Genomic DNA, 17,372 nt, shown 5'->3' on the forward strand with positions numbered 1-17,372 from the left:
TAAAAATAGCTACGCCTAATGGTGGAGCTATTTTTTTGTTAGATTGCAGGTGTATATGATTGTTACGAATTAAAAATGAATTTCATATTATACATATAATGGAGGGGATGCACATGAAGGAGCAGTATAAAATCATTGTTTTAAGTGATGAATTATCCGGGGAGAGGATTCGAAATACATTAGACAAAAATAAATGTAAAACAATAGTTCATGTTGTAGACGTTTCAGATGTTGTTCGAATAGAAAATTCTTTTCAATATATAGTCATTTGGAGAGTGGACGCAGAAAAACTTACAAATGACTTGATAAATAGGGGCGTGCAAAGTTCAAAAATTATTAATTTAACAAAATACATGTATGAATGGAAGGATAAATTAATTTCTATCTATCAAATAAATCCAGAGCTTATGTCTTTATACATTTCTATGAAAAAAGCAAAGAGTGATCCGACGTATGAATTGTTTGCTACCGGTTTGTCTTATCCGCATTGTGGCATAAGTACGGAGCTCCTCTCAAAAAAGTCAATAAAATTAACACTTCCATCGCAAGATCTATACTATGATTATTTAATAGCGTCACAACTTCTATCAAACACTCATTCATTTCAATATTGTTTAATAGGAATAGCCTATTTCTCGTTTTTCTTTGATATGTCGTTATCATCTGAATCATATAGAATTCACAAAGTATATTATCCATTGTTTCAAGATGGTCATCATACTGTAGTTCATTCTCCTCTACCCACTGATGGATTCTCACATCTAAATACTCCGAAACCACTTCTTTCTATTTTTAATTTGCATTTTGAATATATTTTATTAGATGAACTAAAAGATGAATCATTGGTACTGCCTTGGATAAATGCTGAATGGAATACTACTCCTCTTTACATTCCTTTTGAAGAACACGGGAAAATAAGAGCAGCTTCACACGCTAAATTGGCGTATCCTCATACTTTAGTTGAAAATAAAATGATTTTTAAGAAATATTTAGAATTACTATTAAAAAACGATATAAAGCCATTAATTGTTGTATTCCCTGTTACTTCACATTATTTCAATTGTAGTAGTAAGAAATTAAAAGAAGATTTTTATAAAGTTATAAATGAGTTTCAAACTCAATATTCTTTTCAAATCATAGATCTATTTGATTCGCCATTATTTTGTGAGGATGATTTTTATGATAGTGATCATATGAATAAAAAAGGTGCAAATAAAATGTCCGCGTTATTAAATATGTTTATTCAGGAACGAAAAGTATGATATTTTGTTTCATGTTTGCATAAAAGTATATAGGCTCCATACAGTTAAAGTAATGTGATTTTTGTGTCGCGTATATAAATAATATGCGAAGAGGTGAGAGAGTTAAAATGAGAACTCGTATTGAAAGAATTGAAGAGGTCGTAGAGCAACTTCCGTTGGTAAGTGTGTTAATTCCTACGTATAATCGTCCTCGCTACTTTGAAAAGGCGTTATGTAGTGTGTTAGAACAAACGTACCCTAATATAGAAATTATAGTTGGAGATGACAGCACGAATGACGAAACAGAAAAGGTGTTACAAAAATATTTATGTGATCATTTAAATATTATTTATATAAAAAACAGATCAACTCTCGGACAATTTGAAAATGCGCTAATGTTATTTCATGAAGCGAACGGTGAGTATATAAATTTTTTAATGGATGATGATATATTTCATGTGAATAAAATTGAAAAGATGATGAAGTATTTTTTCAATGATCTAGATAATGAAATTAAGCTAGTAACATCTCATCGTCAAGTAATTGATGATAAAGGGAAAGAACTACGACATATTTATTCAACTGTCCGTTTATTTGAAGAGGATACGATTATAGAGGGAATAGAATTAGGAAATAAGGTAATTGTGGATCAAAAAAATTATATTGGAGAACCAACAACAGTTTTATTTCGTAAAAATGAGTTACAAGAACCGTATGGGATTTTTGATAAGAGGCGGTATTTATGTAATGTAGATATAGCTTCATGGTTATCTTTATTAAGTGAAGGAAAAGCAGTATATATAGCAGAGACACTTAGTTACTTTCGATTACATCCAGATCAACAGTTAAATGAATCTAATAAAATGATGGATGGGTTAGAAGATTTTTCACACAGTATTATAGCGGGAGAAAAATATGGTTTCTTATCCAACGAAAAAGATTTAGACAAAGCGATAACTAATTTTCTAGATTATGCAAGAAGGATAGTTCCATCATCGATATTATATACATTAGACTATTACCAAAAAATTAGAGGAAAGAAAATAAATATAGAAAAGAAAAAACAGCATATAAATAATAATTCTTCTTTACCGAAAGTAAGTATACTTATTCCTGCATACAATAGACCTTATTACTTGGAATTAGCGCTCAACAGTGCTCTGAATCAAACATATGAAAATATAGAAATTATTATTTCTGACGACAGTACAAATAATGAAGTCAATGTTATGATTCAACCGTACTTACGTGAATATGAGTGTATTACATATGTTAAAAATGAAACGCCATTAGTTGCCGAAAACTTTAATAAGTGTATAGAACTTGCGAATGGGGATTATATAAATTTTTTATTAGATGATGACTTATTTCATCATGAAAAGATCGAGAGAATGATGAAATACTTTTTGGCATTAGAAAACATTTCATTTGTGACGTCATATCGTGAACTGATTGATGAGAATGGAGAGATATTACCACCGTCAACATTGAATATGAAAATCGCGAAAGAAACAACACTTTTTGAAGGAAAAGAATTAGGGAATTATATGTTAAAAAACTTAAAAAATATAGTTGGTGAGCCGACAACTGTTTTGTTTAATCGGGATTTGTTTGAAGGTAAGTTTGGGTATTTTAAAGGAAAGGCTTATTCTGCTATTAATGATATTGCAACTTGGATAGATATGATGAGAAAAGGAAAAGTAGTTTATATACAAGAACCTCTTAGTTATTTTAGACAACATAGTGGACAAAATCAAAAACAAATGCATTTTATGTTAATGACAATTGAAGAGTGGATTGAATTAATTATAGATGCATATAATAGTGGATTTTTAAGTTCTGAAAGTGAGTATAAAGAGAGTTTATCTTATTGTTTAGAAAATGCGGGATTTATAGTTAAGGATGCAGTAAGAAATGGCGAAATAGATCAAATTTATAATGAAAAGATAAAAAAAGGGTTACACAAATTAGTTGCTCACATGTTTGAGAAAGAATTTTGTTATTGTCAATATTGCAATCAACAATTTGAAAAATTTTCACCTTGGCCAGCACATTATGATTTTCCGAAATATAAATTTGAGATGTGGAATAAAGATACAGGGATATGTCCAGTTTGTAATTCGATGGATCGTGAAAGATTGTATCGTACATACATTGAAACGGAAACAGACTTGTTAAATAGAAACTATACTATGCTTCATATTGCACCTGAAGCGAAGTTAAGAGATTGGTTTAACGAGTATAAAAATATTACGTATGTATGTGGTGACTTAGAACCAAAGGATCCATTAATGAAGGAAATTGATGTTACAAGGATTACATATGATAGTAATACTTTTGATGTAATATTATGTAGCCATGTGTTAGAACACGTTCCTGATGATGACAAAGCAATGCGAGAGTTATATAGAGTGTTAAAGCCAAATGGATGGGGAATTATTCAAGTACCAATCGTAATGAATGTAGATTTTATTGTAGAGAATGAATTAATTGTAACACCACAATTGAGGAAATTAGCTTTTGGTCAAGAAGATCATGTGAGAATTTATAATCAATCGGGATTTATTCAACGATTAATGAATGCAGGATTTAAGGTGGAATTATATAACATAGCGGAAAAACAAGGAATGAAAAGTGCTAGGAAATTTGGATTATCTGAAACAGATATGCTCTATATTGTCCGAAAATGATAGAAAGGAATAGATAGATATGGAGAATATTCCTTTTTTACGTGCTTCAACTGTACCTGTAATTGAGTATTTGGACGAATTGAAGGAAATTGATACATCTCACATATATACGAATTATGGACCTATAAATCAACGTTTTGAGGAAACAATTATGTCGGCATTTTTTCAAAACAGGGGAGCTGTTACAACAGTAGCAAATGCAACGTTAGGGTTAATGGCGGCTATTCAACTAAAGAAAAGAAGAAAGGGAAAGTATGCTCTTATGCCTAGTTTTACATTCCCTGCGACTGTCTTAGCGGCTATTTGGTGTGGATTGGAACCTTATTTTATTGATATTTCAATCGATGATTGGTATATGGATAAAACCGTACTTTTGGATAAGATAGAAGAATTAAAAGAAGAGGTTGCGATTGTTGTCCCGTACGCAACTTTTGGATCATGGATGGACTTAGAAGAATATGAAGAATTAGAGAAAATCGGGGTTCCGGTTGTCGTAGATGCGGCACCGGGATTTGGATTAATGAATAGTGGTATGCATTACGGTCAGGATTTTAGTGGAATGATCGTATATAGCTTTCATGCAACAAAGCCTTTCGGAATTGGTGAAGGAGGGCTCATATATAGTAAAAACGAAGAAGATATACAACGTATTAAAAGAATGGGGAATTTCGGATTTGATAAAAATCGTGAATGCACGATGATGGGGTTTAATTGTAAAATGTCTGAATACGCAGCAGCTATTGGGATAGCGACTATAAAAAGATGGGATCAAAAATTAAAAGAACGCACCCGTATTTCTGAATGGTATAAACAGTTATTGCAAAGTACTGGGTTAATGAAAAAAGGGTGGGAAGTCCAAAAGACAGAAGCGGTTATTCATCAATTTATGCCTATCATTTGTCCAGAAGAAGTTCACAACATACAAGTAATAGAAGAACTGAAAAAACAGAAAATAGAAGCTAGATTATACTTTTCACCATCTTGCCACCAACAAGTTCTTTTTAGAAAATATAAGTCTACAGATTTAACAAAAACGAATAAAATAGCAAACCGAATTGTAAGTTTACCTTTATGGGAAGGAATGACGAAAGAACTAGTAGAGCAAATTGTAATCTGTTTAGAGCAGAAGGTGGTGTTGGTAGATGAATAGTTTTTATAGTCAAGAAGAACTAAAGAAAATTGGATTTTTATCTGTTGGGAAAAATGTATTGGTTAGTAAAAAAGCAAGTATATATAATCCGGGTGCTATATCAGTTGGCAATAATGTAAGAATTGATGACTTTTGCATTTTAAGTGGCAAAATCACAATTGGAAGTTATTCGCACATCTCGGCGTATACAGCGTTATATGGAGGGGGAATTGGGATTGAAATGCATGACTTTGCAAACATTTCAGCTAAAACAATCGTATATGCAGTACTTGATGATTTCAGTGGAAATACATTAATGGGGCCAACCGTCCCGAATCAATATAGGAATGTGAAAGTAGGAAAAGTTATTTTAAAAAAACATGTGATTATTGGTGCTAATTCTATTATTTTTCCAAATGTAACTGTAGGAGAAGGTACGGCAGTCGGCGCGATGAGTATGGTAAAAGAGAGTTTAGATGATTGGTATATTTACGCTGGAGTTCCCGTAAGGAAAGTAAAACCTCGTCAAAAAAAGATGCTAGAGTTGGAAATTGATTTTTTAAAAAGCATTCATTCTTAATAAAAAAGAATGAATGCTTTTTATTTTTATCCCGCTATTTGCCGGGCAGTAAGACTTCACCTCAAAATTCAGCGAAAGCAAAGAAATTAGGTGGGAGCTGATTAAAGTTTCACTTTATGATAGAGCAGAGTGTATCTTAACTTATTATGTTTTAAATTTTGCTGACCAAGGCAATACTGAGCCATAGTGAATGTAAAGTTGGAGGGCGAGCGTATATGTTTGATGAGGATGGGATTGTTTTAATTATGGAACCAGCTGATGAAAGAAACTTGAGGAGATTTATTTTTTCAGTGCCACAGTCAGTGTATGAAAAGAAGGGGATTACATTACACTATGGAGCAGCTATAGGACAAGGATATATGGATATAATTGAAGATATTATAAGCGTACATATAGAAATAGATGTTGTAACAATAATAGGGCATGTAAGAGTATAAATAGCTATTTGAAAAAAGGTTGTAAGCAATTTAGCTAGAAGTTATGATAGAGAAAATTATAGACAATTATAAAGACGAAGGGAGTCTGAAATGAAAATAAAATCAATTTTATTAGTATTTATAGTTTCAATTGGTTTAATGGGATGTTCAATAGTGGAGGAAGGAAAGAACTCCATAGATTATGCTCAAAAGGCGACAGACTATGTAAATGAAATAAGCGCATTTGCAAATGAAGCACCGGCACTAGCAGAGAAAGCTATTAACGATGGGACAGCTCGAAAAGAATTAGAAACGAAGCTGAATGAAATTAAACAAGATATACCAGCTTTCAATGAATTAACGCCACCAGATGTAGCGAAGGATCTTCATCAACAAATCGTTGGATATAATGAAAAGCTAAATTCGTTAATTGATACGTCTATGAAAAAGATAGAGGAAGGAAAAATGGACGTAGAGCAATTTAAAAACTCAGAGCTCATGCAGACGATAGATCAAGTTCGTGATTTGAAAGATAGGGTGCAAAATTTAGGTCAATAACAAAAAGCTCCGTTTGTAACAAACGGAGCTTTTTGTTATTGGATACAATAAACGATTACACCAACGATAATAATCATGTTGCCGATGAGTTTACGTTTCGTTATTTTTTCCCCTAGGAAATACCAACCGAAAATTAATATGATGATATAACTTAAGGATTCTAATGCTGATGCTTGTTTTAATTCCATGCCCTTCATGGCGATTACATTTAATCCAGCATTAAGTACAAATAAAGAGTAACCGATAATAACATAAGGATTCACATATTCTTTTATTCTAGAATCGTATTGTTGTAAAGTAGCTTTTTTTAATAATATTTGTGAGTAATTTGCTAAAATTATCCCGAAAATAAACAATAGCATATAACTATTCATCTTTTGTCACCACCACAATTCCGACGATAATAATAGCTGCACCAAGTAAATGATTCCACTGAATTGTATCTCCAAATAGAAATACTGACCAAAGCATTGACCATAGTATAATAATCCCTCGATGTGAATATGCTTTTGAAATTTCGAAATGTTTAATTACTTGTTGCCATAAAATTGCATATCCGAATAAAAGTATAACTAGTCCGAAATAAGCAACAAAAAATGAGATTGAAGCAATTGGAAATTGAGCTGCCCATTTCATGTAAACCATAATGATAGAATATATCAAAAAAGCTACATGTAAAAATACATAATTTTTAATAGTTGGTTTCATTTATTCACTCTCTTTTACATATAAATATCTATTTATATCTGTTTTTTTTAATGATAGATATAGAAATATATTTTGTTTAATCTTTCACATTCCAAATTATATAGTATCATGGCTTTTATTGTAAAACAATAGAAGCCATGCATTCATTTTTTCCAAGATTCTACAATATGTATCGTTTTATTTGTTGCATCCAACTCTACTTGAACACCGAAAGGTATAGTAATCATTGGATGTGTATGACAACAATCGAAGTCAGCTAGAAAAGGAATTCTTTGATTTTGAAGTACTTCCAACAGTATTTCAAAAGGTTTTCGATTTGTACCACAATCATCAAATTGCTCATGTTTTCCAAGAATGATACCTGAAATTTTATCAAATACACCGTTAATTTTAAGGAATGAAAAGCTTCTTTCGATAGTAGCTGCATCTTTTGAACTGTCCTCAATAAAGAGAATATCGCCTTCTTGAATATGTGGCATATAGGGGCTAGCCCAAATTCCTTGTATCGTGTTTAAATTCCCGCCAATAATACGCCCAGTAGCTTTTCCGTCAATTACTGAAATCCAATTGTTTGGTCGAAGTTCTTTCTCCTTCGTCTTTTCTTCCCAATTAATAAATTCATCTGACCAAAATAATGGTTGTTTTATATGATAAGGAAGAGATTGATCATGTAGTAAAGTTTCTGCAAAATATTTGTATGTGCAGTTAACAAAAGGTTCAAATTCGCCAAAGGAAGGGACGAGAGCGGGCCCATAAAATGTAGGGATTCCTGTTTTAGCATAAATTCCTAGTAATAAAGCAGTTGCATCTGAATATCCAATCATTATTTTAGGGTTATTTAGAAAAGCATCATAATCAATATAAGGTAATATTGAATTTGAATTCATCCCACCAATTGTTGACATAATACAAGAAATATTAGGGTTTCTTATCAAGGCATTTAGTTCATCAGCACGCTCTTGTATACTACCAGAACGATAAAAATCATATCGACCTGTTAATGAACCTTCTAATATACGAAACCCTTTCTGTTGTAAGTAAGATTTTGCTCGTTCAAATCTTTTTGGAGAAGTGTAGGTTACTGGTGAAGAAGGGGAGTAGATCCCAATTGTGTCTCCATATTTTAATGATTTTGGAAGTAGCATTTGTATGAATCCCTTCTATTAAATAGTTTATTTACAAGATTTTATTGTTGAATATTCTTATATTTCAGTATTATAAGTGTAACATAAACAAATTAAAATAATAATTACTGTATATGAATAAATATACTTTTTACCTTGACTGTATAAAGGAATTGTTGTTAAGGTTAAATGTGAGTGTATAAAAGGTTTGCTAAAGGAGTTTTGAAATGAATCGGTTAAAATGGGGAAGGATGACAGTCCTATTAGTCATTATTTTAGGGATATGTTGGTTCTTATTCCAAGGAAATCAAAAGAGCGTAGCGAATGTAGAAGGACAACCTTTGCAAGTGGCAGAACTACCTAAAGCAGGATTTACTGAAAAAGTAGTCCCGCCAAAGTACATCCCACCAGAAATTAACGCAAAAGCGGCTATGATTATCGATGCGAGTGATGGAGATATTATTTATCAATATAATGAAAATGAAGCTTTTGCACCGGCTAGTATGTCTAAGATGATGACAGCGTATCTCCTACTAGAGAGTATACATAACGGGAAAGTTCGCTGGGAAGATCCAGTTAAAATGAGTGCGAAGGCGGCACAAACAGAGGGAGCGAGAATCCCAGTACAAGTTAATGACACATTAACTGTTAAAGATTTATATCATGCATTAATGATTGAGTCAGCTAATAATTCAGCTGTGGCTTTAGCAGAACATATGGCAAAATCGGAGAAAGATTTCGTTCAGCTTATGGATGCAAAAGCGAAACAGTTAAAAATGTCGGAACATGCTAAATTTGCAAATGCTTCTGGATTACAAGAGCCAGATGGAAGTGAAACAAAAATGACGGCTGCTGATGTAGCACAATTGGCGTATCATCTTATAAAAGATTATCCGGAAATATTAGAAGTGACTCACTTGCGTCAAAGTCAGCTAGCATTTAATAATATTAATGTTATAAGCACAAACGACATGTTAAACAAAAATAATAAAAGTTTATATATAGAAGGAATGGACGGACTAAAAACAGGATTTACAGATAGTGCAGGATATTGTTTTACTGGGACTGCCAAGCAAGGTGATAACAGAATTATTACAGTAGTCATGGGGACCTCAAGTAAAACAAAACGTTTTACAGAGACGAATAAGTTAATGTCGTATGCATTTGGATTAGTTAATTAAGTAAGTAAAATACCAATCTAGATCGCTACATAAGTAAGGCTGTTTGTTGTTACTAATTTTAGATAACAATAAACAGTCTTTTTATTTTAACTTTAAAAAGGAAAAAGATTCTAAATACAAGTGTTATCATTTGAGTTTATTTGTTGCTGTGATATTATAAAGTTATAAGCTTATTAATAATAAGTTTGAGGGGCGTAATATGATGTATACATATGAAATAGCCTCAATTGAAAATTGGAGGGAATTATGATGGCAAAAGATTTTTACTCAGCAATTGAAGACAGAAGATCTATTTATGCAATTAGTAAAGAGCAAGTAGTTTCTGATGAGAAAATTCAAGAAGTGATTTATCATGCTGTAAAACATACACCTTCAGCTTTTAATTCTCAAAGTGCTCGTGTTGTTGTTTTATTAGGAGAACAACATGATAAATTATGGGATATTACGAAAGAAACGTTAAGAAAAATTGTACCTAAAAATAACTTTGCACCTACTGAAGAAAAAATGAATGCATTTAAAAGTGGTTATGGAACGGTTTTATATTTTGAAGACAGTGAAGTAGTGGAAGGCCTTCAAGCAAACTTTGCATTATATAAAGATAATTTCCCAACTTGGTCTCAGCAATCATCAGGAATGTTACAATTTGCAATTTGGACAGCTTTAGAAATTGAAGGGTTTGGTGCTACGTTACAGCATTACAATCCGCTAATTGATGAAAAAGTGAGAAAAGAGTGGGATATCCCAGGGAATTGGAAACTAACTGCGCAAATGCCATTTGGTAAACCGGTAGTACAGGCTGGTGAAAAAGAATTCCAACCGTTAGAAAACCGTGTGAAAATTTATAAATAATTTGATAAAAGGTGAACAGGAATATAACCTGTTCACCTTTTATAAGTAGTAAGGGTTTTTTTGTTCGGCATTTTTCATCTGATTCTTTAATTCATTTTTACGTGTTACAATCGCTGATACTTTTTGTAATGTTATCATTGAAACGAATTGAATAAAAGCATAGTATAGCTCTATATTTTTTTGTATTGGATCATCTATTATATTTCTCATAAATATGCCTCCTCTTTTTATTCAAATAAAACTCCGCATTAATGGGCAACCCGAGTGGTGAGGGTTAATAATCAGTTCGCTAAAATTCTTTTTTATTAAGATATGTATATAATACTATAAACATCCTATAAATTCCATTATCGGAAAAAGAGAACAGTTGATATAGTGTGTGTTTTCTTTAAAGGAGAAATGACTTTTGTGAAATAAATCTTACAATTCGTCAAATTATTTCAAAATTGTAGATAGTATAGAAAATTAGTTTTCTAAAAATATTATACTATTGATAAATAGAGTGATTTTTGTCATGATGAAAGTATACTTCATGTAAGGAGCTTTATAAGGAAATACATACTTTAGTTTGTATTAGGTTAATAGAATTTTTTGTAATAGATAGAAAAGGGATATTTTATATTAAAATATTAAATAGAATGTCGAATTTTCATGCGATATATAAGAAATTTGAAAAAACCATTGCAAAAACACTATATTTAATGATAAAGTTCACATGAAGTTCACACGGATTTCACTTTGTTCATTTAAAATGAACTCTGTGTGAAAAATAAAACTCTTGCTAAAAAATGGAACTGGATGAATATTTTACTTTGATAATATTGTAAAGTATTAAAGTTTTAAGTTTTTTTTAAGAGGATAGTAGGGAAAGGAAGTAAAGACAACTTATGAAAAAAGTAATTGCAGGTTTAGCAGCAGCTTCTGTAGCTGGCGTTGCAGTTCCAGGAATGGATTCTGCTCATGCACAAGTTTCAAATGAAGCGCTAAAAGAAATTAATGGACAAACTCAAACTCAAACTCAAACGACTGTAACTGAAACAAAAACTGTAGAAACAACTTCTGAATTAAAATACACAGTAACTGCTGATGTATTAAATGTTCGTTCAGGTGCTGGTACAGGACATAACGTTATTTCTAAAGTGAAATCAGGTCAAGTGCTACAAGTAGTTGGACAAGAAAATGGTTGGTTCAAAGTAAACGTAAATGGTCAAACAGGTTATGTAAGTGGTGACTTCGTAACGACTGGTGGCAAAACAGGAACGACTGTTCAACAAGGAACAGGTACTTACACAGTAAACGTTTCTTCACTTAACGTACGTACAGGCCCAAGTACATCTCATACAGTATTAGGTTCTGTAAACAAAGGTAAAACAGTACAAGTTGTAGGTGAAGTACAAGATTGGTTTAAAATCAACTTCAATGGTGGAACTGGATACGTAAGCAAAGACTTCGTAACAAAAGGTGGTTCTGCTGTATCTAACGAAACACAACAACCAACTACAAACAACAATACTACAACAGTTCAAACTGGTGGTTCTTATGTTGTTAACACTGGTGCTTTAAAAGTACGTACAGGCCCAGCTACATACAACGCTGTAATCGGTGGAGTAACAAATGGTAAAGTATTAAACGTTACTGGTGCTGAAAATGGTTGGTACAAAATTAACCATAACGGCCGCACGGGTTACGTAAGTGCAGACTTCGTTAAGTTTGTAAAAGGTGGAGTAAACAACGTTACAAATAACAATAACAATAACGTTACAAATAACGTTCAACAACCAGGTAAAGATGTACAAAAACCAACAACAGGTGGAGATACATCTTCAATCGCTGGATTCGCTAGATCTTTAAATGGTTCACCATACAGAACTGCTGGTACAACACCTGCTGGTTTTGACTGCAGTGGATTCATTCACTACGTATTAAATCAAACTGGTCATAAAGGCGCTCGTCAAACAGTTGCTGGATACTGGAGCTCTAAAACAAAAACTAGCAATCCACAACCAGGTGATTTAGTATACTTCCAAAATACTTATAAATCAGGTCCTTCTCACATGGGTGTTTACTTAGGAAACGGTCAGTTCATTAGTGCAGAAACAGATGCAACTGGTGTACGTATTAGTTCTGTAAGTAACTCTTACTGGAGCAAGCACATTTTAGGTTACACAAAAGCATACTAAGAAAAAGTAGTTTATATACTTTTCGTATAGAGAAAAGGCTTTCCAAGGAAACTTGGGAAGCCTTTTTATGGTTGAATGAATTGGAAGTTTAATAGTTTTTATTTTAGCTTTCCATTTAAAAATCGATCATATAAGTCGTGGAAATAGTTAGGACGAAATAAGTTAGCTGCATGTCCTGCTAAAGGTATTTCCTTGTATAGAACGTTAGGTAAAATAGATTTCAAATCAAATAGACAAGATTTATAGAGATGATCATGCTCTCCCATTACCCATAGTATAGGGTGAGGAAGTGATTTTAATTTAGACTTTAAATCGAATTCTAACCGATGTCGTAATGACTGGGCAATAATGGATGAATGTAATTGTAATCCGAAACGGTAGTAAATATTTCTTGAAATGACTGCAAACGGATTTGATTTTAGTATACCACTTGGAAAAATAGTATTTGCGTATTGAGAGAGCCATTTAGAGTATTCATCTCCTCGTTTCTCCCAAAATTTTTGGAATACGTTATATAAGCGAGAAGGATTATTGTAATGTCCTCCAATATGACAAATACTTAATACTTTTTCTGGATGCATTTGTGCAAAAATTGTAGAGATGTAACAGCCGTAACTTAGCGCACAAATATGAGCTTTTTTAATACCTTCTTGTTCATATAAGTTTAATAATTGATCTACGAGGCGCTGTAATGAAAAGTCGATTGCTTCTCCTTTATCATCACCGTGACCTAATAAGTCATAAGTTATAATGTTGTAGGAGGCAGAAAATCGTTTTTGCTCCTTTTTGAAGGCGCGACGATTGCCAACTAATCCATGAATAAAAATAATTGTTTCCTTTTCAGAATGTATATTTGTTTGCAAAAAGGATACTCCTTTCACTAACTGGAGATTTATATCGTGTTGTAAATTATTTATCTATAATTTACATAGAATAATATTAAGTACCAGGTAATAATATCAGATGTTTATATCTGTTGTAAAGATGAGTTTTTATGTATATTTTGTAAAAATAGAAAAAGTGTGTTTACATTCAGTTTACATTTGTATCGTATTCTAATTTTAGAAAGAACAGTTTGGTTTAACACGAGGAGATGAACAGGAATGGAAGTTAGAAATGAAATGAAGAAAAAAGGGAGCTGGAGGCAGTTTTTACGCCTTATTCAAGATACAAATCCTCCGAAAGGAATTTTAATTTTTGCGTTATTAATGAGTTTGCTTTCTACGGGAGCGAGTTTATTTATTCCTATGCTGACAAAAGGATTAGTAGATAATTTTTCGCTTTCTTCAATTAGTGCAGGACAAATTGTTGGGTTAGTTGCTTTCTTTGTAATGCAAACTATTGCGGCAGGGTTGTCTATATATTTACTAAATTATATTGGGCAGAAGATTGTAGCGGGACTAAGAGAACGTTTGTGGAAAAAGGTACTTATCTTGCCGGTATCTTATTACGATCAAAATAGAACAGGTGATACCATTAGCCGTATGACGAATGATACAGGTGTTGTGAAAACGTTAATTTCTGAGCATTTGTCAAACTTATTAACAGGTGGTATTTCAATTGTTGGATCGTTAATTGTATTATTTGTGTTAGATTGGAAAATGACTGCGTTACTTTTAACGGTTATTCCGTTGTCTGTATTAATTTTAGTTCCACTTGGACGAAAAATGTATAAGATTTCAAAAGCGCTTCAAGATGAAACGGCATCTTTTACAAGCGTGTTAACGCAAGTGTTATCAGAAATTCGTTTAGTGAAATCTTCAAATACAGAAAAAAGAGAATATGAAACGGGTAATACAGGTATACAAAAGTTATTACAATTTGGTTTGAAAGAAGGAAAAGTGCAAGCATTAATTTCGCCAGTTATGTCGTTTGTTTTAATGGCACTACTTGTTATTATCGTAGGATATGGCGGGATGAGAGTTTCTAGCGGTGCATTAACAACTGGTGAACTTGTAGCGTTTATTTTGTATTTAGTTCAAATTATAATGCCGATGAGTCAATTATCTATGTTCTTTACACAATTTCAAAAGGCAATTGGTGCAACGGAAAGAATTAGTACGATTTTAGAATATAAAGTAGAAGATCATGAAACTGGTGTGAAAGTGACAAATGCTAAGCAGCCGATCGTTCTTGAAAATGTACATTTTGAGTATAACGAAGAAGAGCAAGTTTTGAAAAATATTGATTTCACAATTGAATCAGGAAAAGTGACAGCGATTGTAGGACCAAGTGGTAGTGGGAAAACAACGTTATTCTCATTACTGGAACGTTTTTATGAGCCAACTAGCGGTGCCATTAAATTAGGAAAAGAATCAATTACGAGTTATTCATTACAGTCATGGCGACGTCAAATCGGTTACGTATCACAAGATAGTCCGTTAATCGATGGAACGATTCGTGATAATATTTGTTACGGCGTTGAAGGCGAAGTAACGGATGAAGAAATTGAAAAAGTAGCAGCAATGGCATATGTTGATGCATTTATTCATGACTTACCAAACGGTTATGCAACAGAAGTTGGAGAACGCGGTGTGAAGCTTTCTGGTGGACAAAGACAGCGAATTGCCATTGCCCGGGCGTTACTTCGAAATCCGCAAATTCTTATGCTCGATGAGGCAACTTCAAGCTTAGATAGTAAATCTGAGTCTGTCGTTCAAAAAGCGTTAAATAACTTAATGAAAGGCAGAACAACGTTAGTGATCGCGCATAGACTTTCTACTGTTGTAGATGCAGATAAAATTATCTTTATTGAAAAAGGGAATCTTACAGGTAGTGGTACGCATGATGAATTATTACAGACGCATGATATGTATCGCGAGTTTGCAACGCAACAATTGAAAATTAAAGAGGGTGCATTATAAAATGAATCATCAGTGGGATTTTACTCCACTGATGATTCATTTTAAAAAAATATATTAGATGCTAAGTAGAAAGGAAATGGTTCCTTTGATACCTAAAATTTTAATAGTAGACGACGATCCACACATTAGGGAACTCGTTTCTGTATTTTTAGAACGAGAAGGTTTTCAAACATATGAGGCAATTGATGGAGTAGATGCACTTCGGAAAATGGATGACGTAAAAGTCGATATGGTTATTCTTGATATCATGATGCCAAATATGGATGGATTTGATGTATGTTTTGAATTAAGAAAATACTATGATATCCCGGTTCTGATGCTAACTGCCAAAGGAGAAACATCACAAAAAGTAAAAGGATTTCACCTTGGGACAGATGATTATCTTGTAAAGCCATTTGATCCTATAGAACTAGTAGTGAGAGTAAAGGCATTATTGAAACGTTACCAAATTACAGTTTCACAATCGATTCAAGTTGGAAATGTATTATTAAATCGTAAAACATTCGAAGTTACATCTGGAGAACAAACGGTTACGTTACCGTTAAAAGAATTTGAGCTGCTCTTTACTTTAGGGTCTAAATCGGGAAGAACTTGTTCGAGAGAGCAATTAATTGAAGAAATATGGGGATATGATTTTGAAGGGAATGAACGTACACTAGACGTTCATATTAATCGGTTACGTGAGAAGTTTCAAGAAGAGCAGTCGAAATTTAGTATTAAAACAATAAGAGGATTAGGGTATCGCTTAGAGGTAAGTAAATGAGAAAAGGAAAACGAATGAGTAAGTTGAAGATGCTGAAAGTATTTGGAGCGGTATTAGCGCTCTTTTCTTTTCTTACTATCATTTGGTCTATCGCATTTTATGTAGCAACTAGTATATTGAATGCTTTTGACGTAAACGTATCGCCATTTGTTGCCTTTCTAATTAGTGATATGGTCGGTTTTGTATTTATTATTCTTATTTGGACATTAATTGGAATATTAATGAGGCCAAAACGAGAGGCAATGATTTGGACTATTATTGAACCGATACAAAAAATTGCAAAAGGAGATTTCTCCGTAAAAATACGAAATGAAGAAAAGTATGATGGAGAAATTGGCGTGCTCGTAAAAAGTATAAATGATATGACAGATGAACTGAATACGATGGAGAAAATGAGACAAGAATTTGTATCGAATGTTTCTCATGAAATACAGTCACCATTAACTTCTATAAAAGGATTTGCTAGAGCACTACAAGACGATAATCTTTCTGAGAAAAAAAGAAAGCATTATCTTACCATTATTGAAACTGAAACAACGAGATTATCTAAACTAAGTCAAAACTTATTAAAGCTAACTCTTTTAGAATCAGAAGAGTATATACCAGAAAGAGTGAGTTATCGATTAGATCAGCAGTTAAAGCAAATTGTGTTAAATAGTGAACCACTCTGGACTGAAAAAGAAATTGAGTTAGAACTAGATTTAGAAAAAGTACATGTTATTGCTGATCAAGAAAGTATGAGTCAAGTGTGGATTAATTTAATTCATAATAGTATTAAATTTACTCCAAGCGGTGGTACGATTATTATTCAGTTAAAGGAACATGAAACAGTAGTGGAAGTGCGTATCCGTGATTCAGGAATTGGTATATCTGAAGAACAGAAACAACATATTTTTGAGCGTTTTTATAAAGCGGATTCTTCACGAAATCGTGCTTATGGAGGAAGTGGCTTAGGTTTAGCTATTGTAAAAAAAGTACTCGATCTTCATCATGGGGAAATAAAAGTTGAGAGTGAGGAAGGGAATGGTACTGAATTTATTGTGTGTATTCCTAAATATAAAGAGAAATAGTGTTAGGGTGATATCTTCT

Annotated in this window: 17 protein-coding genes; 12 read left to right on the plus strand and 5 right to left on the minus strand. The window is 32.7% G+C overall.

The genetic code is table 11. The features are described from left to right. The first annotated feature begins 113 nt into the window (after nt 1-113). The 6 genes from AC241_RS09815 (at nt 114) to AC241_RS09840 (ending at nt 6,614) form a co-directional block, all read left to right on the plus strand. Nucleotides 114-1,262: a hypothetical protein gene (locus AC241_RS09815; RefSeq protein ID WP_029442027.1), complete on the plus strand. Its 1,149-nt coding sequence runs from the start codon at nt 114-116 to the stop codon at nt 1,260-1,262. A gap of 107 nt (nt 1,263-1,369) precedes the next feature. Next, nucleotides 1,370-3,931 (plus strand): glycosyltransferase, encoded by a 2,562-nt coding sequence (locus tag AC241_RS09820; protein WP_016082014.1) that lies wholly within the window; start codon nt 1,370-1,372, stop codon nt 3,929-3,931. 19 nt (nt 3,932-3,950) lie between these two features. Further along, nucleotides 3,951-5,081: a DegT/DnrJ/EryC1/StrS aminotransferase family protein gene (locus AC241_RS09825; protein ID WP_043935027.1), complete on the plus strand. Its 1,131-nt coding sequence runs from the start codon at nt 3,951-3,953 to the stop codon at nt 5,079-5,081. Next, nucleotides 5,074-5,640: an acyltransferase gene (locus AC241_RS09830; RefSeq protein ID WP_050843296.1), complete on the plus strand. Its 567-nt coding sequence runs from the start codon at nt 5,074-5,076 to the stop codon at nt 5,638-5,640. The genes AC241_RS09825 and AC241_RS09830 overlap by 8 nt, the downstream gene beginning before the upstream one ends. A 215-nt stretch (nt 5,641-5,855) precedes the next feature. Further along, entirely contained in the window at nt 5,856-6,077 is a 222-nt protein-coding gene (locus AC241_RS09835) for a hypothetical protein (RefSeq protein ID WP_000459105.1), read from the plus strand. A 90-nt stretch (nt 6,078-6,167) separates the two neighbouring features. Further along, nucleotides 6,168-6,614 carry a DUF6376 family protein gene (locus tag AC241_RS09840; RefSeq protein ID WP_050843298.1) on the plus strand — a complete coding sequence of 149 codons (447 nt, stop codon included), beginning with the start codon at nt 6,168-6,170 and terminating at the stop codon, nt 6,612-6,614. A 35-nt stretch (nt 6,615-6,649) separates the two neighbouring features. Here the strand turns inward: AC241_RS09840 and AC241_RS09845 are convergent, their stop codons facing one another. The 3 genes from AC241_RS09845 to AC241_RS09855 form a co-directional block, all read right to left on the minus strand. Beyond that, entirely contained in the window at nt 6,650-6,988 is a 339-nt protein-coding gene (locus AC241_RS09845) for an EamA family transporter (RefSeq protein WP_001089874.1), read from the minus strand. Continuing rightward, on the minus strand, nt 6,981-7,322 hold the full coding sequence (locus tag AC241_RS09850) for an EamA family transporter (protein ID WP_000805130.1): 342 nt from the start codon (nt 7,320-7,322) through the stop codon (nt 6,981-6,983). The genes AC241_RS09845 and AC241_RS09850 overlap by 8 nt, the downstream gene beginning before the upstream one ends. 143 nt (nt 7,323-7,465) lie before the next feature. Further along, nucleotides 7,466-8,467 (minus strand): S66 family peptidase, encoded by a 1,002-nt coding sequence (locus tag AC241_RS09855; protein WP_000926326.1) that lies wholly within the window; start codon nt 8,465-8,467, stop codon nt 7,466-7,468. A 206-nt stretch (nt 8,468-8,673) separates the two neighbouring features. On the opposite strand from AC241_RS09855, the gene AC241_RS09860 reads away from it, so the two are divergent. Then, nucleotides 8,674-9,627 (plus strand): D-alanyl-D-alanine carboxypeptidase family protein, encoded by a 954-nt coding sequence (locus AC241_RS09860; protein WP_001080878.1) that lies wholly within the window; start codon nt 8,674-8,676, stop codon nt 9,625-9,627. Between the two features lie 246 nt (nt 9,628-9,873). After that, entirely contained in the window at nt 9,874-10,476 is a 603-nt protein-coding gene (locus tag AC241_RS09865) for a nitroreductase family protein (RefSeq protein ID WP_196303428.1), read from the plus strand. Between the two features lie 39 nt (nt 10,477-10,515). Here the strand turns inward: AC241_RS09865 and AC241_RS09870 are convergent, their stop codons facing one another. After that, nucleotides 10,516-10,686: a hypothetical protein gene (locus tag AC241_RS09870; protein WP_001244280.1), complete on the minus strand. Its 171-nt coding sequence runs from the start codon at nt 10,684-10,686 to the stop codon at nt 10,516-10,518. Between the two features lie 677 nt (nt 10,687-11,363). Here AC241_RS09870 and entFM point away from each other — a divergent pair. Beyond that, complete coding sequence (entFM, locus tag AC241_RS09875) at nt 11,364-12,656, plus strand: enterotoxin EntFM (RefSeq protein WP_050843302.1); 1,293 nt, start codon at nt 11,364-11,366, stop codon at nt 12,654-12,656. A gap of 98 nt (nt 12,657-12,754) precedes the next feature. On the opposite strand, the gene AC241_RS09880 is transcribed toward entFM, so the two are convergent. Continuing rightward, nucleotides 12,755-13,519, minus strand: a complete 765-nt coding sequence (locus tag AC241_RS09880; RefSeq protein WP_001194305.1) for an alpha/beta fold hydrolase — start codon at nt 13,517-13,519, stop codon at nt 12,755-12,757. 240 nt (nt 13,520-13,759) lie between these two features. Between AC241_RS09880 and AC241_RS09885 the strand changes: the two genes are divergently transcribed. From AC241_RS09885 to hitS, 3 genes are all read left to right on the plus strand, one after another. Then, complete coding sequence (locus AC241_RS09885; RefSeq protein ID WP_016082006.1) at nt 13,760-15,520, plus strand: ABC transporter ATP-binding protein; 1,761 nt, start codon at nt 13,760-13,762, stop codon at nt 15,518-15,520. 85 nt (nt 15,521-15,605) lie between these two features. Beyond that, a complete protein-coding gene (gene hitR, locus AC241_RS09890; RefSeq protein WP_000612415.1) occupies nt 15,606-16,283 on the plus strand; it encodes an envelope stress response regulator transcription factor HitR in 678 nt (225 codons plus the stop codon). Beyond that, entirely contained in the window at nt 16,280-17,353 is a 1,074-nt protein-coding gene (gene hitS / locus AC241_RS09895) for an envelope stress sensor histidine kinase HitS (RefSeq protein ID WP_050843303.1), read from the plus strand. Before hitR ends, hitS begins: the two co-directional genes overlap by 4 nt. Nucleotides 17,354-17,372: the final 19 nt, after the last annotated feature.

The organism is Bacillus thuringiensis (assembly GCF_001182785.1).
GTDB classification, from domain to species: Bacteria; Bacillota; Bacilli; order Bacillales; family Bacillaceae_G; genus Bacillus_A; species Bacillus_A thuringiensis_S.